Source organism: Pseudarthrobacter sp. SSS035, from assembly GCF_023273875.1.
GTDB lineage: Bacteria > Actinomycetota > Actinomycetes > Actinomycetales > Micrococcaceae > Arthrobacter.
Window position 1 is genome coordinate 668,056 of record NZ_CP096882.1, and the last position, 25,507, is coordinate 693,562.

The 25,507-nt window shown below is 67.2% G+C and carries 20 protein-coding genes; all 20 read left to right on the forward strand.

Annotated features, from left to right (window positions below):
- Positions 1 to 227: 227 nt before the first annotated feature.
- Positions 228 to 686: a DUF4383 domain-containing protein gene (locus MUN23_RS03025; RefSeq protein WP_056347206.1), complete on the forward strand. Its 459-nt coding sequence runs from the start codon at positions 228 to 230 to the stop codon at positions 684 to 686.
- A 399-nt stretch (positions 687 to 1,085) separates the two neighbouring features.
- Positions 1,086 to 1,814: a hypothetical protein gene (locus MUN23_RS03030; protein ID WP_248762038.1), complete on the forward strand. Its 729-nt coding sequence runs from the start codon at positions 1,086 to 1,088 to the stop codon at positions 1,812 to 1,814.
- 580 nt (positions 1,815 to 2,394) lie between these two features.
- Complete coding sequence (locus MUN23_RS03035) at positions 2,395 to 3,000, forward strand: helix-turn-helix domain-containing protein (RefSeq protein WP_248762039.1); 606 nt, start codon at positions 2,395 to 2,397, stop codon at positions 2,998 to 3,000.
- Between the two features lie 162 nt (positions 3,001 to 3,162).
- Positions 3,163 to 4,482: an MFS transporter gene (locus MUN23_RS03040; RefSeq protein WP_248762040.1), complete on the forward strand. Its 1,320-nt coding sequence runs from the start codon at positions 3,163 to 3,165 to the stop codon at positions 4,480 to 4,482.
- Positions 4,483 to 4,492: 10 nt separating this feature from the next.
- On the forward strand, positions 4,493 to 5,905 hold the full coding sequence (locus MUN23_RS03045) for an FAD-dependent oxidoreductase (RefSeq protein WP_248762041.1): 1,413 nt from the start codon (positions 4,493 to 4,495) through the stop codon (positions 5,903 to 5,905).
- On the forward strand, positions 5,902 to 7,194 hold the full coding sequence (locus MUN23_RS03050; protein WP_248762042.1) for a CaiB/BaiF CoA-transferase family protein: 1,293 nt from the start codon (positions 5,902 to 5,904) through the stop codon (positions 7,192 to 7,194). Before MUN23_RS03045 ends, MUN23_RS03050 begins: the two co-directional genes overlap by 4 nt.
- Before the next feature lie 20 nt (positions 7,195 to 7,214).
- On the forward strand, positions 7,215 to 8,000 hold the full coding sequence (locus tag MUN23_RS03055) for an enoyl-CoA hydratase-related protein (RefSeq protein WP_248763976.1): 786 nt from the start codon (positions 7,215 to 7,217) through the stop codon (positions 7,998 to 8,000).
- Positions 8,001 to 8,026: 26 nt separating this feature from the next.
- Positions 8,027 to 9,001: a dihydrodipicolinate synthase family protein gene (locus MUN23_RS03060; RefSeq protein WP_248762043.1), complete on the forward strand. Its 975-nt coding sequence runs from the start codon at positions 8,027 to 8,029 to the stop codon at positions 8,999 to 9,001.
- A complete protein-coding gene (locus MUN23_RS03065) occupies positions 9,001 to 9,813 on the forward strand; it encodes an SDR family oxidoreductase (protein ID WP_248762044.1) in 813 nt (270 codons plus the stop codon). The genes MUN23_RS03060 and MUN23_RS03065 overlap by 1 nt, the downstream gene beginning before the upstream one ends.
- Before the next feature lie 40 nt (positions 9,814 to 9,853).
- Positions 9,854 to 11,338, forward strand: coding sequence for an aldehyde dehydrogenase family protein (locus MUN23_RS03070; RefSeq protein WP_248762045.1), 1,485 nt, complete (start codon positions 9,854 to 9,856; stop codon positions 11,336 to 11,338).
- Between the two features lie 6 nt (positions 11,339 to 11,344).
- Entirely contained in the window at positions 11,345 to 11,674 is a 330-nt protein-coding gene (gene fdxA, locus MUN23_RS03075) for a ferredoxin (protein WP_248762046.1), read from the forward strand.
- A gap of 196 nt (positions 11,675 to 11,870) precedes the next feature.
- On the forward strand, positions 11,871 to 12,725 hold the full coding sequence (locus tag MUN23_RS03080) for an HNH endonuclease (protein ID WP_248762047.1): 855 nt from the start codon (positions 11,871 to 11,873) through the stop codon (positions 12,723 to 12,725).
- 204 nt (positions 12,726 to 12,929) lie between these two features.
- Complete coding sequence (locus tag MUN23_RS03085) at positions 12,930 to 14,363, forward strand: flotillin family protein (protein WP_248762048.1); 1,434 nt, start codon at positions 12,930 to 12,932, stop codon at positions 14,361 to 14,363.
- Complete coding sequence (locus MUN23_RS03090) at positions 14,356 to 14,604, forward strand: hypothetical protein (protein ID WP_248762049.1); 249 nt, start codon at positions 14,356 to 14,358, stop codon at positions 14,602 to 14,604. Before MUN23_RS03085 ends, MUN23_RS03090 begins: the two co-directional genes overlap by 8 nt.
- A gap of 87 nt (positions 14,605 to 14,691) precedes the next feature.
- Complete coding sequence (locus MUN23_RS03095) at positions 14,692 to 15,897, forward strand: glycosyltransferase family 1 protein (protein ID WP_248762050.1); 1,206 nt, start codon at positions 14,692 to 14,694, stop codon at positions 15,895 to 15,897.
- Complete coding sequence (locus tag MUN23_RS03100; protein ID WP_248762051.1) at positions 15,894 to 17,306, forward strand: UDP-glucose/GDP-mannose dehydrogenase family protein; 1,413 nt, start codon at positions 15,894 to 15,896, stop codon at positions 17,304 to 17,306. The genes MUN23_RS03095 and MUN23_RS03100 overlap by 4 nt, the downstream gene beginning before the upstream one ends.
- Positions 17,307 to 17,437: 131 nt before the next feature.
- On the forward strand, positions 17,438 to 19,579 hold the full coding sequence (locus MUN23_RS03105) for a bifunctional diguanylate cyclase/phosphodiesterase (protein WP_248762052.1): 2,142 nt from the start codon (positions 17,438 to 17,440) through the stop codon (positions 19,577 to 19,579).
- Between the two features lie 39 nt (positions 19,580 to 19,618).
- Entirely contained in the window at positions 19,619 to 20,944 is a 1,326-nt protein-coding gene (locus MUN23_RS03110) for a rhodanese-like domain-containing protein (RefSeq protein WP_248762053.1), read from the forward strand.
- 101 nt (positions 20,945 to 21,045) lie between these two features.
- Entirely contained in the window at positions 21,046 to 24,582 is a 3,537-nt protein-coding gene (locus MUN23_RS03115; RefSeq protein ID WP_248762054.1) for a response regulator, read from the forward strand.
- Complete coding sequence (locus tag MUN23_RS03120; protein WP_248762055.1) at positions 24,579 to 25,487, forward strand: diguanylate cyclase; 909 nt, start codon at positions 24,579 to 24,581, stop codon at positions 25,485 to 25,487. The genes MUN23_RS03115 and MUN23_RS03120 overlap by 4 nt, the downstream gene beginning before the upstream one ends.
- Positions 25,488 to 25,507: the final 20 nt, after the last annotated feature.

The window sequence follows — 25,507 nt, forward strand, 5'->3', positions numbered from 1 at the left end:
AGAGTTCGTAGTCCGCCGCGCTGAGCAGGCGAAGAACCGGACGACGACGGCGGGACGGCCGCCGCCGGTGATGGCGCTGTCGTCGGGCGTTCAGACTGTCGGGGCGCCTCATCCGGGTCGCTCATGTTGCTGGGCAGATGTCCCCATCCGGGCCTGATTCGGCGCTTTTTCCGCGGGGCCGCCGTAAAATTGGAATGTCCGCAATCAGTGGTTGGAGGCAGAAAAAAATGACTACCGCATCCCCACATGCACACGTTCATTTTGGGCGCGCAGACGTCCAGAATGCGGGCATGGGAGTAGGTATCCTGTTGTTGGTGGTGGGTGCCCTGGGCTTTATCCCCGGCGTCACCACCCAGTACAGCGAATTGATGTTCCTGGGACCTGATTCCCATGCAATGTTCCTTGGGCTGTTCCAGGTGTCCATGCTGCTCAATATTGTGCAGCTGGCCATCGGCGCAACGGGCTGGGCGATGTCCCGGACCGAGCATGGCGCACGGAACTTCCTCATCGGAGCAGGCGCGCTGTACATCATCCTCAGCATTTTCGGGCTCAGTGTCGGCGTTGACTCGGCGGCCAACTTCCTGTCGTTCAACATGGCTGACAACTGGACCCACCTGGTGCTGGGCGTGGCGATGATAGCTGCTGGCTGGCTGTTCTCCAGGAACATGTCCGGCGAGAGGAAATAGCCCGGAAATGACAAGCCGGGAAACAGGAGCCGCGAATGAGAAATGATCAATAAGTTCTGAATTTTCGTCCTACTCGCCGGTGCAGTTGCCGCGTTCCGCGACCAGCTGCACCGGCTTCTTTGTGCGCGACGGCGGCGAAAACTAATACTGGACGGTGGCCGGGGCCAGGCGTACGCTGATGCCCATCGGCGATGGGGGGATCGGATGGGGGCGATACTGCGGGCTCGTTGCCGCTCCGCGTCCCGACCTGTCTTGTTGGCCCTCCTGAGCGCCTTGGCGTAGCTCGTGTGGGGAGCGGGAACAGCCACCGCTGCAAGCCCCGTCCCGGATGCGGGAGGCCTTCTGAAGCCCGTTTCGTCCGCTCTTGCGAAACCCAGTCCTGTTCCGGCGCCTCCCGCCGTGGTGAGCTCAAGCGGAACTGCACTGGCAACCGCAACGTCCCTGGCGGATTCGACCGAGGCCGCCGCAAACGCGTTGGCAGCCCCCGCGCTGCCGACGGTCACCGGCACTGTTGATACCGTTACTGGCCTGGTGCCCGGGCTTCCCGATCTGCCCCTGGTACAGGCGCCCCTCCCGCTTCCCCTCCCCGATGTCCTGCCGCTGCCTGAGCAGTTGCCGCCGCTCCTGTCTGGAGCCCTGCCCGTGCCCGATCTGCTGCCCGTTCCTGGCATACGGCCGCTGCCTGGCCAGCCACCGCTTACGACGCCGGCACCCGGCCCCCTGCCGACGGCGGCACCCAGCCTCCCGGCGTCGAGCGCGGTTGCGGAGGGCAGCAATGCGGGCGTTAGCCCGACACCGGCCAGCCCGGTGGGCCTGGCGGCCACCAACACCCCGAGGTTCGTCTTCGGCCCGGCCCAGGACCGCTCAGGCGTGGCCTCCACCCCGGAGGCAACGGCAAGCCCTACCGGCCCCAAAAACGGGCCGCAAAACCCTGCGCTGCGAATTCCCCCGGCCCTGGCCAATGGCGCCGGGACGGCCAATTCCGGGTCAGCCGGAGGCTCCGAGGGGGCGGCTGACCTTGGCGGGTCCTGGCCATTCCTCCCCACAGCCACCAGTGGACCACACCTGTCCGGCGCCGTGACGCTGCCGGCCGGTCCTTCCTTCGATCCAGGGTCCTCACCCGACTGAACAGGTCACCTCTGCCCTTTTCGCGGCAGAGCATGACCCACCCGCGCACCACCGGCGCGCGGACACCACGTTCAGTCAGGAGAAACCGTTATGTCCATCTACAGTGCTGTGATCAACCGCACCCACGTCATCTCGACAGTGGGCAACTGGCCCGACCCGATGCGCGAGCTCGGCTAGCACCAGGTGCGGGTGGGCGGCTGAGAGGGCCACCCACCCGCCTAGACCGCACTCCTGTACAACGTTCACCCTATTTAGGATGACTCGTTGACCGCGAGCAGGGCAGGTCCGTGCTGGACTTCTTCACCTGAACCGCATCCCTCTGACCAAGCGTAAACGGGCACTTGAGGCCCACTCTCCGGCGCGAACCGGCACGTAATACCCTCAAAACTCGGATTTGAGGTCATCTCGTGCCAGTTCGCGCTTGGAAATCGGGGCCCCAAGTGTCCGTTCGCGCCAAAGGCTTTCTGGCACCCAACCCACACTTCTGTAAATTTTTTCACTTTACTTAGGAAGAACCGTTGACTCGCTAAAAATCTTCACTATAGTTATGTGAGTCAGATCACCCAGTGAAAGATTCGCGATGACCACCGAGAGCGCAACCCAAGCCCCGCCCGCCACCAGCGCCCTGCTGGCGACTGTCGGGAACAAGGTGCGCACCATGCGCAAGGAAAAGGGCATGACCCTCGCCAAGCTCTCGGAGATCACCGGCCTCAGCCAAGCGATCGTCAGCCAGATAGAACGCGGCATGGCGAACCCGTCCTTCACCACCCTGGCGCAACTGGCCCACGGCCTGGATATCCCGGTGGGGAGATTCTTCATCGGCCAGGAGCAAACGAAGTCCCCCGTGGTCCGCAGATCCGCGCGGCGCAGCCTGAAGAACGTCACCCGCGAGTCCGTGGGCGGAGCAGAACATGAACTGCTCACCCCGGACGTAAATGGTGGCATCGAAGCCCAATGGATCAGTACGCCCCCAGGGCACGACACCAGTTCAACACCTTTTACCCACAGCGGTGAGGAGTTCTGCTACATCATCTCCGGCCGTAAGGACGTCTACCTTGATGGCGTCTGCTACAGCCTGGACGAGGGCGACTCAATCACGTACTCCTCAGAGATCCCCCACTGGTACAAAAACAGCTACGAAGAGGTATGCGTAGCGATCTGGGTCAACGCACCACACGCGTGGTAATCCTGCCGTCCCCAAGCGGCGTCAGCGTTTTCCCATAACTGTCCGGACACGAACTGTGGCCGCCGACAATCCTTGCCACTTTCGCATGGACGCCTGCTTCGACAGGCGTCGATGCGTCATACCCTCCCACGCCTCCGAAGGCGTAAGCGTAAGGACACTTCCATGCTCGATATCCAAACGACGGACAACGCAGTCACGTCAGCTTCCCCCACCCGCAAACACGAAAAGTTCACCCCCGAGGTCCGCAAGGGCCTGCTGGGACTGGGCCTCGGCAACGCCCTGGAATGGTACGACTGGATGGTCTTTGGCCTCCTCTCGGCCTTCATCGGCCCGAACTTCTTCCCCAACACCGATCCGCTCTCGGCCACACTGAACGCCCTGGCCGTTTTCGCCGTCGGCTTCGCCTTCCGCCCCCTCGGCGGCATCCTGCTCGGCACCCTGGCGGACCGGATCGGACGACGCCGGGTGATGCTGATGTCGATCATGCTGATGGCCGGCACCACCCTGGTCATTGCCGTCTGCCCCAGCTACCAGCAGATCGGCGCCTGGGCCGGCATCATCCTCGTGGCCTGCCGTATCCTGCAGGGCATCTCCACCGGCATCGAAGCCCCGCTCTCCACCTCCCATGCCGTGGAACTGGTGCCTGAAGGCCGCGAAGGCTACGTGGCCGGCATCATGTCCTTCTACGTCAACATCGGCATCCTGCTCGCCTCACTGGTCAGCTTCCTCTGCAGCCTCACCCTCGGCGGCGCCGTTATGGCCGACTGGGGCTGGCGCGTACCGTTCATCATCGGCGCACTCTTCGGCTTCGTGGTGATCTACCTCCGCCGCGCCCTGCCGGAAACCCTCAAGCCCGAAGAAATGGCCAGCAACTCCCCCGCCGCCGTCTGGACCGGGGTCCGCAAGCACTGGCTCTCCGTCCTGGCGATCATCTTCGTGGTCGGCGCAGCCCAGGCCTACAACTACGCCTGGAACGTCGGACTGCCCAGCGCCGCCCGCAGCGGTTTCAAGGAAGACCCGACGTCGGTCTTCGCCATCACCACCGCCCTTGGCGTTGTCATGGTGGTCGGCAGCTGGATCATCGGCAAGCTGGCCGACGGCAAGTCGATGTCCCGCTGGTTCCTGATCACCCGCATCCTGGCCATCCCCTCCGTGTTCCTCATGCTGATGTACGTCCAGCCCGGCATCGGCGGCTTCGCGGCGGTCCTGCTCGGCGGTTCCCTGGTCCTGGTCCTCAACATGACCCTCTACAACGTGGTCAGCACGTCCCTGATACCCAAGAACTGCCGCGGCACCGGTGTGGCCCTCGGCTACGGGATCGGCGTCGCCCTGTTCGGCGGCACCGCCTCCTACCTGCTCGTCTGGCTCCAGTCCCTGGGCCTGACCTGGGTCTTCCCCGTATACGTGGCCGTCCTGTCCATCCTCAGCATCGCCTTCTACCTCGCCGCCCGCCGCACCAACGGCATCTTCGTCGGAAACTAAGGATCCTCCCATGAACCCGCTCCACCCAGCCGACTCCGTCGCGCCCAAAAACTCCTCCTTCAACTCGCTGGAACTTGCAACCACGACGGCGGACCTCACCGCCCCCGTCATCTCCCGTTCCAACGTCCTCGTGGTGGGCGGTGGCCCCGCAGGCGTGGCAGCTGCCGTCACCGCGGCCCGCTCCGGCGCCACAGTCACGCTGCTGGAACGCTACTCATCCCTCGGCGGCCTCGCCTCCGGCGGCATGGTCCTGGTGCTCGACGACATGATCAACGGCCAGGAAATCACCGTCACCGGCATCGTCTCCGAGTACGTCGAGCGCCTGCAGAAGCTGGGCCTCGCCGTCGTCCCGCCGGCTGATGACCGCAAAACGTCCGAGGAACTCTGGAACAAGTGGGGCCGCTACGGCACCTTCGACTTCCACTCCCACACCAACCCCAAGCCCATCTGCTACGCCGCGGCGTTCGACCCGGACGGCTGGAAGCGCGTCTCCAACGACCTGGTCCGGGAGGCCGGCGTGGACCTGCGCCTGCACTCCTGGTTCTCCCGCCCCATCGTGGACAACGGCGTGATCAAGGGTGTCATCTGCGAGACCAAGCTGGGCCCGCAGGCCTTTATGGCAGACATTGTCATCGACACCACCGGCGACATCGACGTCGCGTCCCGGGCCGGCGCCAGCTACGCCAAGGACAACTACCTCACCACGCTCGTTTTCCGCCTGGGCAACGTGAACACGGATGCAGCCGAGGCCTTCGAGCAGGCCAACCCGAAGGAAGCCCGCGCCATCAACCGCAAGATCAAGCGCCTGCTCGGCGGCGCCTGGGAACTGTGGTGGCTCAAGACCCCCATCGACGGCGTGGTCTGGTGCAACGCCCCGCACATGACCGGCTTCGACGGCACGGACCCGGCAGACATGACCGCCGCCGAGTTCGCCGCCCGCGACCGGATCTCCGAGGCCGTGGACTACGTCCGCGCCAACCTGCCCGGCTTCGAAAACTGCTACATGCTGGACGTCGCCTCCCAGATGGGCGTCCGCCAGACCCGCCTCCTGCAGGGCGAATACGTCATGACCAAGGACGACGTCACCCAGCGCCGGCACTTCGCCGACACCGTGGCCCGCGGCCGCGACTACTACTACCCGTACCGTTCGCTGCTGCCCACGGAAGTGGACCAGCTCCTGGTGGCCGGCCGCCACTACTCCGCCACCCCCGAGGCGCAGAAAATGTCCCGCGAGATCCCGCCCTGCATGGCCATGGGCCAGGCCGTCGGCGTCGCAGCGGCCCTCGCCGTCGATAACGGCATCCTGGTCCGCGACGTGTCCGCGCTGGACATCCAGCAGGGCATGCGCCGGCACGGCGCCGACCCGGGCGACGTCCCGTCGTCGAACGCCACCCTGGACGCCGACGCGGCGGTGCCGGCATGAGCACCGTCACCGAAGAACTGACAGTTCCCGCGGAACGCACAACAGCTGAACGCACGACGGCGGCACCCGCCGCCGCTGCTGAGGCCGGTTCTGCCCAGCCCGCCGCAACCCCGCTGCCGCTGGACGGCATCAAGATCGTGGACTTCACCCAGGTGTTTATGGGCCCGTCCTGCACGCAGCTGCTGGGCGACTACGGCGCGGACATCATCAAGGTGGAACGGCCGGGCGCCGGGGACATCTCGCGCAACTCGTTCCCGGACAAGGACGGCAAGGACAACCCGATCTTCCTGTCCATCAACCGGAACAAGCGCAGCGTCTCCATCGATACACGCACGGAGGAAGGCCGGAACGTGCTGCACGCCATCCTGGCGGACGCGGACGTGGTGGTCAGCAATTTCCGCTCCGGCGTGATGGAGCGGATGGGTTTCGGCTACGAGGAACTCAAGGCGGAGAACCCGGGCATCATCTGGGCCTCCGGCACGGGCTTCGGCCCTGTTGGCCCGTACTCGCACAAGGGCGGCCAGGACGCCATCGCGCAGGCCTACTCCGGCGTGATGTGGCGGCGGGAATCGGACGACCAGAAGCCCGCCATCTACCCCACCACCCTCTGCGACTACATCACCGGCATGCACCTGATGCAGGGCATCCTGCTGGCGCTGCGCACCCGGGAAACCTCCGGCGTCGGCCAGAAAGTGGAGGTCACCATGTACGACTCCATGCTGCACCTTCAGATGCAGGAGGCGTGCATGCAGCTCAACCGCGGCTACGAGGTCAACTGGGGCGCCATGCCCCTGAGCGGTGTCTTTGAAACCACCGACGGCGCCGTGTGCATGGTGGGCGGCTTCACCCCGGACCCGCTGGCCCGCATCTCCGAAGCCCTCGGGCTGGACGAGGACCTCACGCTCCGGCCCGAGTTCGCCAACCTGGAGCAGCAGTTCGCGCACAAGCCGGCCCTGCAGGCGATCTTCCGCGAGCGCATCGCCACCAACACCACCGAGTACTGGACCGGCCAGCTCGAGGACCAGGGGCTGCTCAACGCCCCCGTCCACACGCTGGAACAGGCCCTGGCCGACGCCCAGACCGAAGCCAACGGCATGATCGTGGAGGTTGAACACCCCAGCGTGGGCACCGTGCGCATGCTCAACGCACCCATCCGGCTCTCCGCCACCCCGCCCACGGTACGGCGCGCCGCGCCGCGGCTCGGCGAGCACAATGTCGAGGTCCTGCTGGAGAACGGCTTCGATCAGGAAACCATCGAGCGCCTGCAGCAGCTGGGGGTTCTCCGGTGACCGCCGTTTCAGAACAGACCATGGTTGACCAGGTCACCCTGACCATCACCAACCACGTTGCCACGGTGGTGATCGACCGCCAGCATGTCCTCAACGCCGTCAACGGCACCGCCCAGGCCACTCTCAACGAGATCTGGAACCAGCTGGAAGCTGACCCCGACGTCCGCGCCGTTGTTATCACCGGCGCCGGCACCCGCGCGTTCTGCGTCGGGGCGGACATGTCCGCCACCGCAGTGGATAAGACGGGGCTGGAGTACTGGGCCGGGCTGGACCCGAACGGGTTCGGCGGCCTGAGCCTCCGCGCCACCTTGGACATCCCGGTCATCGCCAAGGTCAACGGCTACGCACTCGGCGGCGGCATGGAAATGGTGCTCGGCGCCGACATCGTAATCGCCGCGGACAGCGCGAAGTTCGGGCTGACGGAACCGCGGGTGGGGCGTTTGGCGCTCGACGGCGGCATCCACCAACTGGTGCGGCGCATCCCCCACACCCAGGCGATGGGCATGCTGCTCACAGGCCGGAAGGCGGACGCCGCCGAGATGCAGGCCATGGGCCTCGTCAACGAGGTGGTCCCCGCCGAAGAGCTCGACGCCGCGGTGCAGCGCTGGGTGGACCAGATCCTGGCCTGCGCCCCCACCTCAGTCCGGGCCGTGAAGCAGATGGTCACGCAAACCGGCCACCTCACGGCCAAGGAGGCCCGCGGCCTCCGGCTGCCGGCACTGATGGCGGCACTGGACAGCGAAGACTCAGCCGAAGGCGTGCGCGCCTTCCAGGAAAAGCGGCCGCCGGTCTGGCCTGGCCGCTGATGCCCAACAATTTCGAGGAGGATTCAATGACTGAATCGCTGAACAACGGAACCGGGAAGGACACACGCGAGCCCTTGGCTCCAGGCGTGTGGGGCGTGGTTGCCACGCCGTTCCAGGGCAGCACGCTGGACGTCGACCTGGACAGCCTGTCCGGGATGGTCGAGCACTACGAGGCCATCGGCGCCACGGGGCTGACGGTCCTCGGTGTCTTCGGCGAAGCCGCAGCCCTCACCGTGGCAGAACGCCGGCAGGTCCTGGAGATCGCCGTCGAGTGCACCAACCTCCCGCTGGTAGTGGGCGTGACCGCGTTGGCCGCCCGCCCCGCCATCGAGGAAATCCGCGCAGCCCAGGCCGTGGCCGGCGGGCGCCTGGCGGCCGTTATGGTGCAGGCCAATTCGGCCCGGCCGGAAGTGGTGATCGCCCATCTGGACGCCATCCACCGTGCCACCGGCGCCAAGGTGGTGCTGCAGGACTATCCGCTGGCCAGCGGCGTCAGCATCAGCACCAAGGCGCTGATCTCGGTGGTGACCTGGTGCACTTTTGTCATCGCGGTCAAAGCCGAGGCGCCGCCCACCAGTGTGGCCATCGCCGAGCTGACTGCCGCCGTCGGGGTTTCCGTCTTTGGCGGCCTGGGCGGCCAGGGACTCCTGGACGAACTCATGGCCGGCGGGGCCGGAGCCATGACCGGTTTCTCCTACCCCGAGGCGCTGATCGCGTGTGTCCGGGCGTGGCAGGAGGACGGGTACCAGGCCGCGCGGGACCAGCTGCTGCCGTACCTGCCGCTGATCAACTTCGAACAGCAGTCGAAGGTGGCCCTGGCCATCCGGAAGGAATGCCTGCGGGAACGCGGCCTCATCCGGGACGCGGGCGTCCGTCCGCCGGCTGCCGGCTTCCCCGAGGACCTGAGGTCCAGCATGGGCGTCCATCTGCGCGAGGCGTCCGACGCCCTGGAGTTACAGTCCGCCCCGGACGGCGCACCTGCGCCGGCAGGGAGGTTCTGATGGATCTGGGAATCGCCGGAAAAACAGCCCTGGTGGCCGCATCCACGGGCGGCCTTGGCCTGGCCATAGCCAAAGCCCTCGCGGCGGAAGGTGTCCGGGTGGCCATCATCGGACGCCGCCGCGACCGGGCGAAGGAGATCGTCGCGGAACTGCACGGCGTGCACGGACACAGCGCCTACGCCAGCACCGGCTTTGATGCCGTGGCCATCGAGGCGGACCTGACCACGCCGGAAGGCATCGTGTCCGCCATCGAACAGTCCGTGGCGGACCTGGGGCCCATCGACATCCTGGTCCTCAACGGCCCCGGCCCGAAACCCGGCGCCGCGGCCACCCTGAGCTCCGAGGACATGGCCGCCGCCTTCGACCTTCTGGTCAAGCCGCACCACGCCCTCATCTCGCACGTCCTTCCGGGCATGCGGGAACGGCGGTGGGGACGGATCCTCGCCGTCGGCTCCAGCGGGGTGGCCGCTCCGCTGCCCAACCTGGCCTTGTCCAACACGGGCCGCGCCGCACTGGCCGGTTACCTCAAGACCCTCGCGGCCGAAGTGGCCCTGGACGCAGTGACGGTCAACATGCTCCTGCCTGGCCGGATCGCCACCGACCGCGTGGCGGAACTGGACCAGGCCGCCGCCAAACGCCGCGGCACCACGCTGGAAGAGATCCAGCTCGAATCCCGAAAGACCATCCCCGCCCGCCGCTACGGCGAACCGGAGGAGTTCGGCGCCGCCGCCGCGTTTCTCTGCAGCGCGCCGGCGTCGTACATCACCGGAGTCGCGCTCAGGTGCGACGGCGGCCTGATCCGCAGCCTCTAGCTCCCCCTCACCCTTCTTCCCGACGACCCGAAGGAATACCATGACTTCCACAGCCACCGACGTCTCAACGCAGCGCGAACTCATCACCGCCCACCACCTCATCAACGGCGAATGGCTGGGCGAAGCGGGCACGGAGCGCATCAACCCGGCCCGCCCCGGCGAGCTTGCAGCCCTCTCCCCCAGCGGCACCGCGGCCGACGTCGACGCAGCCATCAGCGCTGCCGCCGCCGCCCAGCCCGGTTGGGCCGCCCTGCCCGCACCCTCCCGCGGCGCCATCCTCATCACCGCCGGCAACCTGTTGATCGAACGCCAGACCGCCATCGCCGAAGACCTGGTCCGTGAAGAAGGCAAGACCCTCGCCGAAGCCAAGGGCGAGGTCAAGCGCGCCTCGGACGTGCTGCGCTTCTTCGGCTCGCTCGGCTGGGCCGCCACCGGCGAAGTCCTGCCCAGCGGCCTGCCGGACACCACCATCACCACCCGGCGCGAACCGCTCGGCGTCGTCGGGCTCATCACGCCGTGGAACTTCCCCATCGCCATCCCGGCCTGGAAGGCCGCCCCGGCGCTGATCAGCGGCAACGCCGTGGTCATCAAGCCGGCCGAGCTCACCCCGCTCTCCGCCACGCACCTGGCCCGCGCCCTGCAGGACGCCGGACTGCCCGCCGGCGTGTTCAACGTGGTTCACGGCAAGGGCCGCGTGGTGGGCGACGCCCTGGCCCGCGATCCCCGCATCGCCGGGCTCTCCTTCACCGGCTCCACCAACGTGGGGCTCGGACTGCAGGAGATCCTCAACGCCCGCCGCGCCCGGGTCCAGCTCGAAATGGGCGGCAAGAACGGCGTGCTGGTCCTGGACGACTCCGATCCCCGCAAGGCCGCCCAGGTGGTGGCGGCCGGCGCCTTCGGCCTCACCGGCCAGGCCTGCACGGCAACGTCCCGCGTCTACGTCACGCCCGGAGTCCGCAAGGAATTCCTGGAGGCACTCACGGCGGAAGCCGCCGCCTACACAGTCGGGGACGGCCTCGACACTGATGGGCCGGACGCTGTCCGGATGGGGGCCGTGGTGAGCAGGCAGCAGTTCGAGCAGGACCAGGCGGCGGTGCGCGCCGCCGTCGAACGCGGGGCAACCCTCCTGCACGGATCGTACGACGGCGACCCCGCCGGCGCGCTCTTCGTCCCGGCCGCCGTGCTCACCGACCTCCCGTTCGACGACGCCGCCGTGACCGAGGAGATCTTCGGGCCCGTGGTGACGGTCCTGGAGGTGGCCGACTACGAGGCAGGGCTCGCAGCCATCAACGACTCCCGCTACGGCCTGACCGCCGGCATCTGCACCGACTCGCTGGCACGCGCCACGGACTTCGCCGCCCGTGCCCAGGCCGGCGTGATCAAAGTCAACCGTCCGACGGCGGGCCTGGACCTGAACGTGCCGTTCGGCGGGGTAAAAGATTCCTCCACCAACACGTTCCGCGAGCAGGGCAGGTCCGCGCTGGACTTCTTCACCTGGGGCAAAACCGTCTACACGGGTGTGTAGCCAGCCGTGACGTATGTGATCGCGCAGCCGTGCGTGGATGTGAAGGACAAGGCGTGCATCGAGGAATGCCCGGTGGACTGCATCTACGAGGGCGAACGCTCGCTCTACATCCATCCGTCCGAGTGCGTGGACTGCGGGGCATGCGATCCGGTGTGCCCCGTGGAGGCCATCTACTACTCGGACGACGTCCCGGATGAATGGGCCGACTATGTCCGAGCCAACGTGGAGTTCTTCGAGGAGCTGGGATCCCCGCAAGGCGCCGCCGGCCTCGGGAACCTGGGCCGGGACCACCCGGTGGTCGCCGCCGAGCCGATGACCGAGCCGGTCGGTGGGTGAGCGTGCCGAAACAGCACCCCGCTGACCAAGCGCGAACGGACACTTGAGGCCCACCCTCTGGCGCGAACCGGCAGCTATTACCCTCAAGACTCGGTTTTGAGGGTAATAGCTGCCAGTTCGCGCTTGGAAATCAGGGCCCCAAGTGTCCGTTCGCGCCAAAGGCGGCACGGGCCATGGGGCCTGCAACAATGGCCCCATGAGCGACATCATCCTGGGCTGGGACCCGGCTGGCTGGAACCGCTGGAACTACGCGGCTGTTGTTGAACAGGTTGCCGTGACCGGCCTGCATCTGGAGCCTTGGAGCGTGGGCCGGAGCGTTGCCCCGGGCGCCGGCGTGTGGCTGCTCCTGCTGGGAGCGCACGGCCCCGGCCTGCTCGGCCATGGCGTTGTCCTGTCGGGGCAGCCCGGGCAGACGGATCAGGCGGCCTCGTCGGGCCAGCCTGAGTTCACCGTTCAGGTTGCGTTCGATGCGCTCCTGCCGCTGGGCGACCACGTGCCTGCGGCGGTCCTCGACGCAGCGGTGCCCGGCGTCGTGTGGGCCAGCGCCGAAACCGGGGGCATGGCGCTGGAGTCCGGCGACGAAGCCGCGGTCCGGGCGCTCTGGGCCACTCACGGGCCGGCGCAAGGACCTGACCCCACCCAACCTGTGCCCGGCACGTACCCCGAGACCGCCGTCGTGCACGTCACCGCCAACCGGTACGAGCGTGATGCGGCGGCCCGGCGGGCGTGCATCGCGCACCGCGGCAGCAGCTGCGCGGCTTGCGGGTTCTCCTTCGAACTGGCGTACGGGGAGCTCGGCAAGGACTTCATCGACGTCCACCATGTGGTGCCGGCGGCCCAACTCGGCGGCGGCTACCAGCTGGATCCGCTCACGGATCTGGTTCCGCTCTGCGCCAATTGCCATGCCATGGCCCACCACGGGGTGAGCACGCCGCGCACGCACGCCGAGCTGCGGCAAATCATGGCCACCGCCGGATACCTCCGCGGAACCACCGTTGCCCCTGAGGAGATTGAGGCCCAGCGCGTTGCCCGCGAGATCCTCGGCAAATAGGAACCTGGTCGGTCGAGATCCAGCCTGTTGAAAACCCCACGCAACAGCCCGCGCTCTGGACTCTTGGGCGGGCGCCAACCAGACTGTCTACAACAGTTGGCCAGCAGGCCGGAATTGGCGACACGCAATACCGGCAAGGCCTGAGCAGCTGCCATTATTGGGGCTTTCCTGGGAGGCCTGTTCCGCACGCGAAAGGACCTCGTCATGCCGGATCTGTCAGCATTCTTCCCGCTTCTTGCCGCGATTATCGGGGCAATACTGGTGGTCGGCTTTGTTTGGGGGGCCATCAAACTGATGTGGAAAGTGGCGGAGCCCAATGAGGCCCTGATCATCTCCGGCCTGACCCGCGGGACCCTGGAAACCCGGGCCGGAATGGACTTCAAGATTGTCACCGGAAAGGGCGCCCTGGTATTTCCGGGCCTGCAGACCGTCCGAATGCTTTCCCTGACGCTGAATGAAACGGAGTTAAAGGTTTCCTGCGTGACTTCGCAGGGCATCCAGGTGATTGTGGAGGGCGTGGTAATTTACAAAATCGGTGACGCCCCGCCGTTTATCGCAAATGCGGCCAGGCGTTTCCTGGGCCAGCAGCCCAAAATGGAAAGCCAGGTCTACAACGTCTTTGAGGGCCACCTGCGGTCCATCATCGGAAGCATGACCGTGGAAGAGATCATCCGCGAACGGGACAAGCTGGGGTCCCAGGTCCGCAGCGCCAGCGGAGTGGAAATGGAGAAGCTGGGGCTGGTGGTGGATTCGCTTCAGATCAAGGACCTGCAGGACCCCACGGGCTACATCCAGAACATCGCCAAGCCCCACATTGCCCAGGTCAAAATGGAGGCCCGGATCGCGGAGGCCACGCGGAACCGTGAGGCGGCCGAGAAGGAAGCCGAGGCGGCCGCAATGATCGCGGACGCGCAGAGCATTTCGGCCATCCGGCAGTCGGTGGCGCAGGCGAACGCCGAACGGGCCAAAGCCGAGGCCGCCCAGGCTGGACCGCTGGCCGATGCAACAGCCCGGCAGCACGTCGTCGTGCAGGAAACGGAAGTGGCCAAGCTGGAGGCGGACCGGGAAGAGCAGAAGCTCCAGACCACCATCCGGAAGCCGGCCGATGCCAAGGCATATGCCAAACGCACCGACGCTGAAGGCCAAAAGGCGGCGGACATCAGCGCCGCCGAGGCGCTGGCCCGCCGCACCGAACTCGAAGCCCAGGCCAACGCCCGCCGGACGGAGCTCCAGGCCCAGGCGAACGCCACTGCCGCGGCGGCCGCGGCCGGAGCCACGAAGGTCACCGGCGAGGCCGAAGCCGCTGCCACCAGGGCCCGCGGTGAAGCCGCGGCCTCCGCCATCAAGGCCAAGGCGCTGGCCGAGGCAGACGGCATCAAGGCGCGCGCCGAAGCACTCGGGACCAACCAGGACGCCGTCATTTCGCAGCAGCTGGCCGAAAACATGCCGGCCATCATCGCCGCAGCGGCCGAGCCTTTCTCCCACGTGGGCCAGATGACCGTGCTGAACGGCGGCGAGGGCGTCAACAAGATGCTGGGCGGCATCCTGGCCCAGGTGGGCGACTACCTTCCTGCCTTGTCTTCGGCACTGAAGAACAGCCGGGAAGGCAAGCGCCCCGCGAAAGCCCCCGATGCATAAGAACGTTGACCGGAGCCTTACCGGCAAGATCGGCCGCGTGACCGGGCGCATTGGCCCCGGCACCCTCGGCGAGGTCATGCTGCCCTATCTGGGCGGCACCAACGCGTTCCATGCCCACCCCTTCGACAAGACGAGCGTCTTTGCAGTCGGTGACGAGGTGCTGGTCATCTATTTCGAGCCGCCGCAAACGGTCTATGTGGACGAACTCCCGGACGTGCTGCGGCACGGCGAAGGCGGCTGACCCCACCGCTGATCTGTTAACCCAACCTTTCCCTCTACTCAACCCGGGTGACCCCGCCCCGACAGGCGCCGCGCCCACCGTGGAGGGGTGAGGATCGCAATTGTTGCCGAGTCATTCCTGCCGCTGATGAACGGAGTGACCCACTCCATCCTGAGGGTGCTTGAACACCTGGAGGACCAGGGCCACGACGTCCTGGTCATCGCCCCTTCCACCTATGCCGTCTCCGAGTTCGTGGGACCGGCCGAGATGGTTCACGGCGCGACGGTGCACCGGGTTCCCGCAGTTCCGCTGGCTGGCTACACCAACGTGCGAGTGGCGATGGGCGGTGTGTACCGGGTCAAGCGAATCCTTGCCGACTACGCACCCGACGTTGTCCACCTCGCCTCGCCGTTTATCCTCGGGTGGCGGGCAGTGCAGGCCGCGCATCAGTTGGGGATCCCCACCATAGCCATCTACCAGACCGAGGTTCCCAGCTACGCCGCACGCTATGGTGTGCCGTTCCTGGAGAACTGGGCGTGGAACCGGGTGGAGAACATCCACCTGCTGGCCACCCGGACCCTGGTGCCGTCCACCTTCGCGCTGAACCAGTTGCGCGGCCGCGGGATTCCGCGGGTGGGCATGTGGCGGCGCGGTGTGGATACCGCGCGGTTTTCGCCGGAAAAGCGCGACGCCGGGTGGCGGGCAACGGTTGCCCCCGGCGGTGAGCGCATCATCGGCTACGTCGGCCGGCTGGCCATCGAAAAGCAGGTGGAGGACCTCGCCGCGCTCGCCAAGGTCCCGAATACCAAGCTGGTGATTGTGGGCGACGGACCCCAAAAGTCCGCCCTGCAGGAAGCCCTGCCGGACGCCGTGTTCACCGGGTTCCTCGGCGGTGAGGAGCTGGCGAAGGCGGTGGCGTCCTTCGACCTTTTTGTCCATCCCGGCGAGTTCGAGACGTTCTGCCAGACCATCCAGGAGGCCATGGCATCGGGGGTGCCGGTGGTGGCCACAGGCCGCGGCGGGCCCCTGGACCTGGTGGAAAACTCCCGTACAGGCTGGCTGTACCAGCCCGGCGACCTGGCCGGTTTCCGCGCCCGGGTGATGGACCTGATGGGCGACGACGCCAAGCGCCGCGCGTTCGCCAGGACAGCGCACGCCTCGGTCCAGGCGCGGACGTGGCCGGTGCTCAGCGCCGAACTGGTGCGTCAGTACCAATCAGTAATCGCCGGAGAACCGTTGGCTGAAACCGTCGAAACCAAGAGCCGCCGCCCGGTGGTTGAGCCTGCCCAAACCAAAAGTGGAGCGTCCCTGTGAAAATATCGGTGATCGGCTGCGGCTACCTCGGCGCCGTGCACGCCGCCACGCTCGCGTCCATGGGCCACACCGTGGTGGGCATCGACGTGGACGCCACCAAAGTGGACCAGCTGGGCCGCGGCCAGGCCCCCTTCTTCGAACCCGGCCTGGACGAACTGCTCCGCGACGGACGCAGCACCGGCCGCCTCACGTTCTCCACCGACGTCGCCGCTGCCGCCGGCGCCCAGGTCCACTTCCTGTGCGTCGGGACGCCGCAGTCCAAAACGTCCGACGGCGCCGACCTCACCTTCCTCGTTTCCGCCACCGAGGCGCTGCTCCCGCACCTGGCGAGGGGCGCCGTCGTCGTCGGTAAATCAACGGTGCCCGTGGGCACGGTGGACATGCTCCAGGGCGTCCTCGCGGGGCGGCCGGACGTGCAGCTGGGCTGGAACCCCGAGTTCCTGCGGCAGGGCACAGCAGTGAAGGACTCGCTGGTGCCGGACCGGCTGGTCTACGGTGTGGCGGGCGGACGCGCCGCGGCCTTCAACCCCAAGACCGGGGCGCCGCGTGCCGTGACGGCTGCCCTGGATGCCGTTTATGAGCCGCTGCTGAACGCCGGCATTCCGCGCCTGGTGTGCAACTTCGCCACGGCTGAACTGATCAAGTCGGCCGCCAACGCGTTCCTGGCCACCAAGGTCAGCTTCATCAACGCCATCTCCGAACTGTGCGACGCGTCCGGCGCGGACGTGGCCGAACTCAGCGAGGCCATGGGCATGGACCCGAGGATCGGGAACCGCTACATGCATGCCGGGCTGGGCTTCGGCGGCGGGTGCCTGCCCAAGGACATCCGCAGCCTCCGCAGCCAGGCCGCCGCGCTGGGCGTGGACCCTGTGACCGACTGGATGGGCGTGGTGGACGCCATCAACGTCCGCCAGCGGACCCGGACGGTGTCCCTGGCCGGGGAACTGTGCGGCGGCGCGCTCTCCGGACGCGCCATCACCATCCTCGGAGCCTCCTTCAAACCGGAGACCGATGACATCCGCGACTCCCCCGCCCTGGACGTGGCGGCCCGGCTGGCGGCGGCCGGCGCGCACGTGACGGTGACCGATCCGAAAGCCGTAAACCACGCGTGGCTGCGGTATCCGCAGCTGCGGTTCGAAGCCTCCGCAACGCGGGCCTTGGAGGGTGCCGAACTGGTGCTCCTCCTTACTGAGTGGGACGAATACCGGCGCCTGAGCCCTGCCGCTGCGGGCGCTTTGGTGCGGCGGCGGGTGATCCTGGACGCCAGGAACGTCCTGGATGCTGCTTCCTGGCAGGCGGAGGGCTGGGTGGTCCGCGGGCTGGGGACCAACGCCGGAGCCGCTGTCAGCGTCGTTTCCGGGGCCGGGCAAGTTTCCGGGGCCGGGCTGACGGGAATGCGTAACTCTTAGCCCGTTTCCACCGCCGCGGACCAAGCGAAGCGCGAATTCCGTCCTCCAATTCCAAACGCCGCACAAAAGTCACGCGTTTTCGTACCGCGATCACAACCTGCACTTTATGATGTGCGTGGGGGTGGTGACGCATGGGGGGTTCCAGGCGGCAGGGCAAGGATGTGGGCGCGTCGAATTTCGGTGCGCTTCTTGATGCCAGTCCGGATGCGCTTCTGGCGGTCAACGCGGACGGCACCATCAAAATGGCCAACACGGCAGCAAGCAAGCTGTTCGGCTACACTCGCGCTGAGCTGATCGGCAGCGACCACTGGCTGCTCCTGTCGGAGGGGTTCCGGAACGAAACGCGGCTGCTTCAGGAGCACCTGCAGGCGCAGCCCGATGAACCGCTGCCGCCGCGTGAGGTATACGGACTGCACCGGGACGGCACGGAGTTCTCCGCCGAGGTGGCAGGCTCACTGCTGGACGACGGCGGCTCGCAGGTCTTGCTGGTTTCGGTCCGGAGCACGGAACACCGGAAGGGAGCTGACGCTGACCTTCTCGAGGCCATGTCACTGCTGACGGCCACCCTCGAATCCACTGCGGACGGCATCCTTGTGATCAGCTCGGACGGCAGTGTGGCCGGGTTCAACGACCAGTTCCTGAAGATGTGGGGCATCCCGCCGGAACTCCTGGACGGTGACACCGAAGTGCCCGTCATGCGGCTGATCATCTCCCAGGTTGCCAACCCGGAGGCCTTCATGGCAAGGATCGCCGAAGTTGTGGCGAACCCGGCGGCAGAAAGCCACGACGTGCTGGACTTCAAGGATGGCAGGACCTTTGAAAGGTACTCGCGGCCCCAACGGGTTGGTGAGAGGATCGCGGGCCGGGTGTGGAGCTTCCGGGATGTCACTCCGCGCAGGCAGGCGCAGGAGCAGGCCGAGCAGGCCCTGACTGATTTGGCCGCGCAGGCGGAACTGCTGAGAGCACTTGCGTTCCAGGACCCGCTGACCGGGCTGGCCAACCGGGCGGTGTTCAACCAGGCCCTCGCTGCGGCGCTCAAAAAACCACGCCTGAAGACAGTGGACGTCCTGCTCATCGACCTGGACAATTTCAAGGAAGTCAACGACATCCTCGGCCACCAGGCCGGCGATGACATGCTGCTGGAGGTGGCACGCCGGCTCCGCGGCTGCGTCCCCACCGCGGATGTGGTGGCCCGGCTCGGGGGCGACGAGTTTGTGGTGCTGCTGACGGCCTGCCCCGACGCCGATGCCATTGCCAAATGCATCGTCCGCTGCCTGCATGTGCCCGTGACCATCAACGGCACGGCGCTGCGGCCGAGCCTCAGCCTGGGACTCGCCTCCATCGGTAAGGAGGCGATCGTCGCTTCCGAGTTGCTCCGTGAGGCGGACATCGCAATGTACGCGGCCAAGGCTGCGGGCAAGAATCGTTTCCTGCGCTTCCATCCGGACATGATGACTGCGCTGGTGCAGCGGACGGAGATGGAAGCGGGATTGCAGTTCGCGGTCACCCGCGGTGAGATCTCGGTGGCCTTCCAGCCGATTGTCTCCCCGCGGATCGGGCAAACAGTCCAGTTCGAAGCCCTGGCGCGGTGGGACCACGCCGGCGAGCGCATCCCGCCATCGGTCTTTATCCCGATGGCGGAGCGCAGCGCCCTGATCGGCGAGATCGGCAACGAAGTGATGCGGCTCAGCCTGGTGCAGCTGGCGCCTTGGCTGCGCGAGGACCTGACGCGGTCGCTCGCGGTCAACGTGTCCGGCGTGCAGCTGCAGGAACCGGCGTTTGCCGACGGCATTCTCCGCCTGGCCGCTGCCTGTGGCGTGGGCGCGTACCAGCTGGTCCTGGAGGTCACGGAAAGCGTGTTTTTCGACCCGGACTGCGGCCTGATCCGGCAGCTCAGGAGCCTGCGCGAGGCCGGCGTCCGGGTGGCGCTGGATGACTTCGGCACGGGCTATTCGTCGCTGGGCCGGCTGCAGGACCTGCCGGTGGACACCGTCAAGATCGACCGGACGTTTGTGTCCATGGTCCGGACGGGACAGGAACGCCTGCCCATCCTGAGCTCTATGATCAACATGGCCCACAGCCTGGGCCTGACCGTCACCGCCGAAGGCGTCGAAACCGCCGAGCAGGCAGACTACCTGACCGCGCTGGATTGCGATTCGCTGCAGGGGTACCTGTTCTCGCTGCCTGAGACCGGGCAGCAGCTGGGGCTGGCCTGCCGGCAGGCGGAAGACGCCCTGGCAGCGCTGGCGGGCAGGCGGCCTACAACCGCCTGACCGGCGCCAACAACGGGCTGCGCGAGGACAATGGGTTCTATGGACGTCGTTGTCATCGAAACGCGGCCGCTCGGGGACCGCAGCTACCTGGTCCACGACGGCGAGGTGGCCCTGGTCATCGATCCGCAGCGGGACACGGACCGGGTGGACGCCGCGGCCGCGGAAGCCGACGTCCGGATCACCCACGTTGCCGAAACCCACCTGCACAACGACTACCTCACCGGCGGGCTCATCCTCGCCCGCGCTCACGGTGCCGAGTATTTCGTCAGCGCAAACGACGACGTCGGGTTCGAACACACGCCAATGGCCGACGGCGGCACGGTCCAGGTGGGCCGGCTCACCGTGAAGGCCGTGGCCACGCCCGGCCACACCCACCACCATCTCAGCTACGTGGTCAGCGACGGCGAGCAGCAGGCCGTGTTCTCGGGCGGCAGCCTGCTCTACGGGTCGGTGGGCCGGACTGATCTGGTCAGTGACGAGGACACCGAGGACCTCACCCGCGCGCAGTACTCCTCGGTCCGCCGCCTGGCCGCCGAGGCCCAGCCGGATGCAGCCCTGTACCCCACGCATGGGTTCGGCTCGTTCTGTTCGTCCGGGCCGGCGTCGAGCGTCCGATCGTCCACCGTCGCCGAACAGCAGAAATCCAACCACGCGTTTACGGACGCCGATGAGGACCACTTTGTGCGGGAGCTCATCAGCAACCTGACGGCCTACCCGTCCTACTATGCGCACATGGCGCCGGCGAACCGGCAGGGTCCGGGGCCGGCGGACCTCACTGTGCCGGAATCCGTGGATCCGGAGGAGCTCAGCCGCCGGCTCGCAGACGGCGAATGGGTGGTGGATCTGCGCCACCGGGTGGCCTTCGCCAGCAGGCACCTGCTGGGCTCGGTGAGTTTCGAGTATGGCCGTGGCTCCAGCTTCACCGCCTACCTGGGCTGGGTCCTGCCGTGGAACCAGAAAATGACGCTGGTGGGATCAGAAGAGGACATCGAAAAAGCCATCCGGGACCTGTCCCGCATCGGCATCGACTCCCCGGATGCCGCCCTCGGAACGGACCCGTCGGCACTCGCGCCGGGCACCGCCGTCGTGCATTATCCTCGTGTGGACTGGGCCGACATGCTGCATGGGCGGACCGCCGGGGACGTGGTGCTCGATGTCCGCCGGACGGATGAGTACGACGCCGGCCACCTCGCCGGGGCAGTGAACATCCCGCTGCATGAGCTGCTGGGGCGGATGGCCGAGATTCCCGCGGGAACGGTGTGGGTGCACTGTGCCACGGGATACCGTTCCGGGGTGGCGGCGAGCCTGCTGCAACGCGCGGGCCGGCAGGTGGTTCATGTGGACGGGAAGTACGGTCCTTCTTGAGTTGTGAGGGATATCATAGGGATGCGTCTTCGCCCAGGTCTCGGGCGGGCCCGGGTCTCAGCTTTTACGGGTGACGGGCGCACCTATGGGGAGGAATCCGCGTGTCTCAGACCGGTCTTCTGGAGCAACGTCGCACCACCGGAAGGAGCACGGCCACGCTGGTGTGGCTGATCGCGATTTCCGCTGTGGCCCTAGGCGCTCTTGGATTGTATTTCGCCGCCGACAGCGGCACTCCCACGGCCGTGGTGGCGGGTGATTTCTCCATCCTCGCGGCTGCTTTGCTGGCCGGTTTCAGCTGCGGCCGGGCGGCGCTGCGCGGCGGCGTGAACGCCCGGGCCTGGACCCTCATGTCGGTGGCCGCCTATGTCTGGGCGGCCGGCCAGGCCATCTGGACCTACTACGGCCTCGCCAACGACCACGTCTACCCGTTCCCGTCGTTGGCGGATGCCGGGTTCCTGGCCTACTCAGTGCCCGCCGCCGTCGCACTTTTCAGCTTCAAACGGCCTGGGGGCACTACCCGTGTGGGGCTGGTCCGGACCGCACTGGACGCCGCGGTGATTGCCGGTTCGGCGCTGGTGGTCAGCTGGTTCACCGCGCTGGGCCCGGCGTTCAGCTCGGACGGCGACGTGTTGACCCGCCTCACCACCATCGCCTACCCGGTGGTGGACGTGACCATGACGTCGCTGGTGCTGGTGCTCGGGATGCGCCGGCAGCCTGGCGAACGGCTGCCGTGGCTGTGTTTCGGCGGCGGCCTGCTGGTCCTTACCATCACGGACAGCACCTATGTAAAGCTGACTTTCGAGGGCGTCACGGGCATCACAGGGTCCCCCCTCGCCGTAGGCTGGATCGGCGCCTTCCTCCTGGTTGCCCTGGCGCCGCTGCTCCCTTACGCCGAGAAGCCGCGGCCGGACCGCAAAGCCTACGTGCTGGCCCTGGAGATGCTTCCCTACGCACCCATCCTGGTGGCAGTGGTAACTGTTGCCGCCCCGCACACCAGCGAAATGAGTGCATTCCTGCTGGTAGTGGCCAGGACCACTGTTGTCCTTATCCTGGTCCGCCAGGTCCTGATCATCATCGAAAACATCACCCTCACCAGCGGGCTGGAGCAGGAAGTGGCGGCCAGGACGGCTGAGCTGGAGGGCCTGGGCGCGATCGTAAACTCCTCCACCGACGCCATCCTGAGCACCACACCCGACGGCATCATCACCAGCTGGAACCCTGGGGCGCAACATCAGTACGGCTATACGGCCGCGGAAGCGATCGGCCGTGACGCGCGTTTCCTGCTGCCGCCGGGCGGTATCGCCGGTGCCGCCAAGGTGTTCGAGCAGATCCGCGCCAGCGGCAAAGCGATGAGCTTCGAGATGGAGCACCTGACGAAGGACAGCGCCGTCATTCCCGTGTCGATGACCGTCTCCCCCATCCGGGACGATACCGGCCGGCTCAGCGGGTTGGGCACCATCGCCAGGGACATCACCCTGCGCCGGGCCGCCGAACTGGAGCTGAAGGCGGCCCGGGAAGCGGCGCTGGAATCCAGCCGGCTCAAGTCCGAGTTCCTGGCCACCATGAGCCATGAAATCCGCACCCCCATGAACGGCGTGGTGGGGCTGACCGCACTGCTGCTGGAGACGCCGCTGGACCAGACGCAGAAGCAATACGCCCAGGGCGTCAAAGGCGCCGGCGAGGCGCTCCTGTCCCTCATCAACGACATCCTGGACTTCTCCAAACTGGAAGCCGGCAAGGTTGACCTGGACATCCGCGCCTTCGATCCCCGCGCCCTTGTGGAAGAAGTGGCCGGCCTGCTGACCGAGCCCGCGCAGGCCAAGAACCTTGAGCTGATCGCCTACTGCGAACCGGACGTTCCGGCCAGGCTGCACGGTGATTCCGGCCGGATCCGCCAGATCCTGCTGAACCTGGCCTCCAACGCCGTGAAGTTCACAGCGGCCGGGGAGGTGTCCATCCGCGTGACGACGGAGACGCCGGACGCGAAACCCGGGGCCACCGCCATGGTTTGCTTCGAGATCCGCGATACGGGCATCGGGATCGACCCTTCGCACCACGTGCGCCTGTTCGAATCCTTCTCGCAGGCGGACGCTTCCACCACCCGGCGCTACGGCGGCACCGGCCTGGGCCTGGCCATTTGCAGCCGGCTCACTGAGGCCATGGACGGCGAGATCGGGCTGGACAGCGCTCTGGGCGAAGGCAGCACGTTCTGGTTCCGCATCCCCGTGCCTGTGGCACCGCCGTCCACGGATCCCGTGCCGGCCGCCGGGTTCCTCACCGGGCTGCGCGTTCTGGTGGTGGACGACAACGCCACCAACCGCCTGGTGCTGGAATCCCAACTGCGCGGCTGGAAGCTGCAGCCGGAGGCCGTGCCGGATGCCCGCGCCGCGTTGGCCCGCGCCCACGAAGCCGCAGCGGCCGGATTGCCCTTCCACTTGGCCGTGCTGGACCTCTGCATGCCGGATACCGATGGCCTGGAGCTCGCCCGCGAACTCAAGGCCGACGCCGCACTGGCGAACATCGAACTGATCGTGCTCACGTCCACCATGCAGGTCAACGCCGCCGAGATCGCCGACGCCGGAGTCCGCGAATGGCTTATGAAACCGGTCCGAAGCTCCGAGTTCTACAACCGCCTGATCCGGCTGATGTCCACGAGTGAACACCATGCCCCGGCCCGTTCTGGGTCCGGCCGGCCTTCCGACGCTGAGCCGTCGGCTGAGTCGTCCGGTTCCTCCCTCGGGTCCTTCCCGGAGTCGTCCGCTGATTCGTCCGATGCGTCGTCCCTTCGGGGCGCATCGCGGGGTCGCATCCTGGTGGTGGAGGACAACGAGGTGAACCAGTTGGTGGCCCGCGCCACGGTGATCAAGTTCGGCTACGCGGTGGACGTGGTTGCCGATGGCGCCGAGGCCGTGGCCGCCACCGCCAGCACACGGTATGCCGCCGTCCTGATGGACTGCCACATGCCGGTGATGGACGGTTTCGAGGCCACGCGGGTCATCCGCCAGCGCGACGACGGGGCCAGCCATCTCCCGATCATCGCGATGACCGCCGGCGCCTTGGACGGGGACCGGGAGCGCTGCCTCGCCGCCGGCATGGACGATTACCTCTCCAAACCGGTGGACGCCGCCGAGCTTGAAGCGGCCCTGGCCCGCTGGGTCCCCGAGCAGGTCACGGAGCGTTCTGCGCCGCCGGAGCCGGCGGCGCCTCAGTGGGAGGAGGCTCCCCAGCACGAATCTCCCCAGCAGCAGGCTCCACAGCTGCTGGCCGTCACCGGTGGACGTCCGCCGGCGCTGGATGCGGACCGGCTGACTATGCTGCGCGGCCTCGGCCCCGAGGACGGCCTAGGCCTGCTGCCCGCAACGACGGAGGCGTTCCGGAAGGACGTTCCCGCGCGGCTCGCAGCACTGCGCGAAGCGGTGACCAACGGTGGCGGGCCGGCCCTGTCGCAGGCCGCGCACGCCCTGAAGGGTGCGGCGGCCAACATCGGAGCTACGGCCGTCGCAAGCCTGTGCGGCGAGCTGGAGGACATGGGACGCAGCGGAAGGCTCGACGGCGGCCCGCAGCTGCTCAGCCGGCTGGAAGCCGAGCTTGTGCGTGTGGACTTTGAACTTGATCTAGCGCTGGAGGTGGCACAGTGAAAGTCCTGGTGGCGGATGACGATCCGGGCTCGCTCCTGGTGGCCCGCGCCGCCGTCGAACTCTACGGGCATGACTGCCTGACGGCGGCGGACGGTGACGAGGCGTGGGCGCTCTACCTGGAACACCAGCCCGATGTTGTGGTCACGGACTGGATGATGCCGGGGATGGACGGGCTGGCGCTGTGCCGGGCCATCCGGGCGCGCGGGGCGGACCTGTACACGTACATCGTGCTGCTCACGTCGCAGGGCTCGCGGGACGATGTGCTCGCCGGGCTCGCGGCCGGGGCGGACGACTACGTCACCAAGCCGCTGGACCCGTTTGTCCTGCATGCGCGGCTGCTGGTGGCGCTGCGGGTGACCACGTTGCACGCGGACCTGGCGCACTACCGGAAGGTGCTCTCGCAGCAGGCGCGGACCGATCCGCTCACCGGCTTGCACAACCGGCTCAAGCTCTCCGAGGACCTTGAGCAGCTGCATGCGCGCAGCCAGCGGTACACGGAGGGGTATTGCGTGGCCATGTGCGATGTGGACAACTTCAAGAGTTACAACGACATCTACGGGCACCAGGCGGGCGATCTCGCGCTGCGGGCCGTGGCGGAGGCGCTGGTGGGCTCGGCGCGCAAGAGCGACGGCGTGTACCGGTACGGCGGCGAGGAATTCCTGCTGGTCCTGCCGAACCAGTCCCAGCTGAGCGCCAAGGCATTTATGGAGCGGGCGCTGAATACCGTGCGCGGGCTGCAGATTGTCCACTCCGGGGATCCGCTGGGGCAGTTGACGCTGAGCGCCGGGATTTCCGCCTTCACTTCCGAGCACCGTGCCGACGCCGACACCCTCCTGGGTGAAGCTGATGCCGCCCTCTACGCCGCGAAGGCGGCCGGCCGGAACCGAGTGGAGCTGGCGCTGTAGCGTTTAGCCTTAGCCTGTAT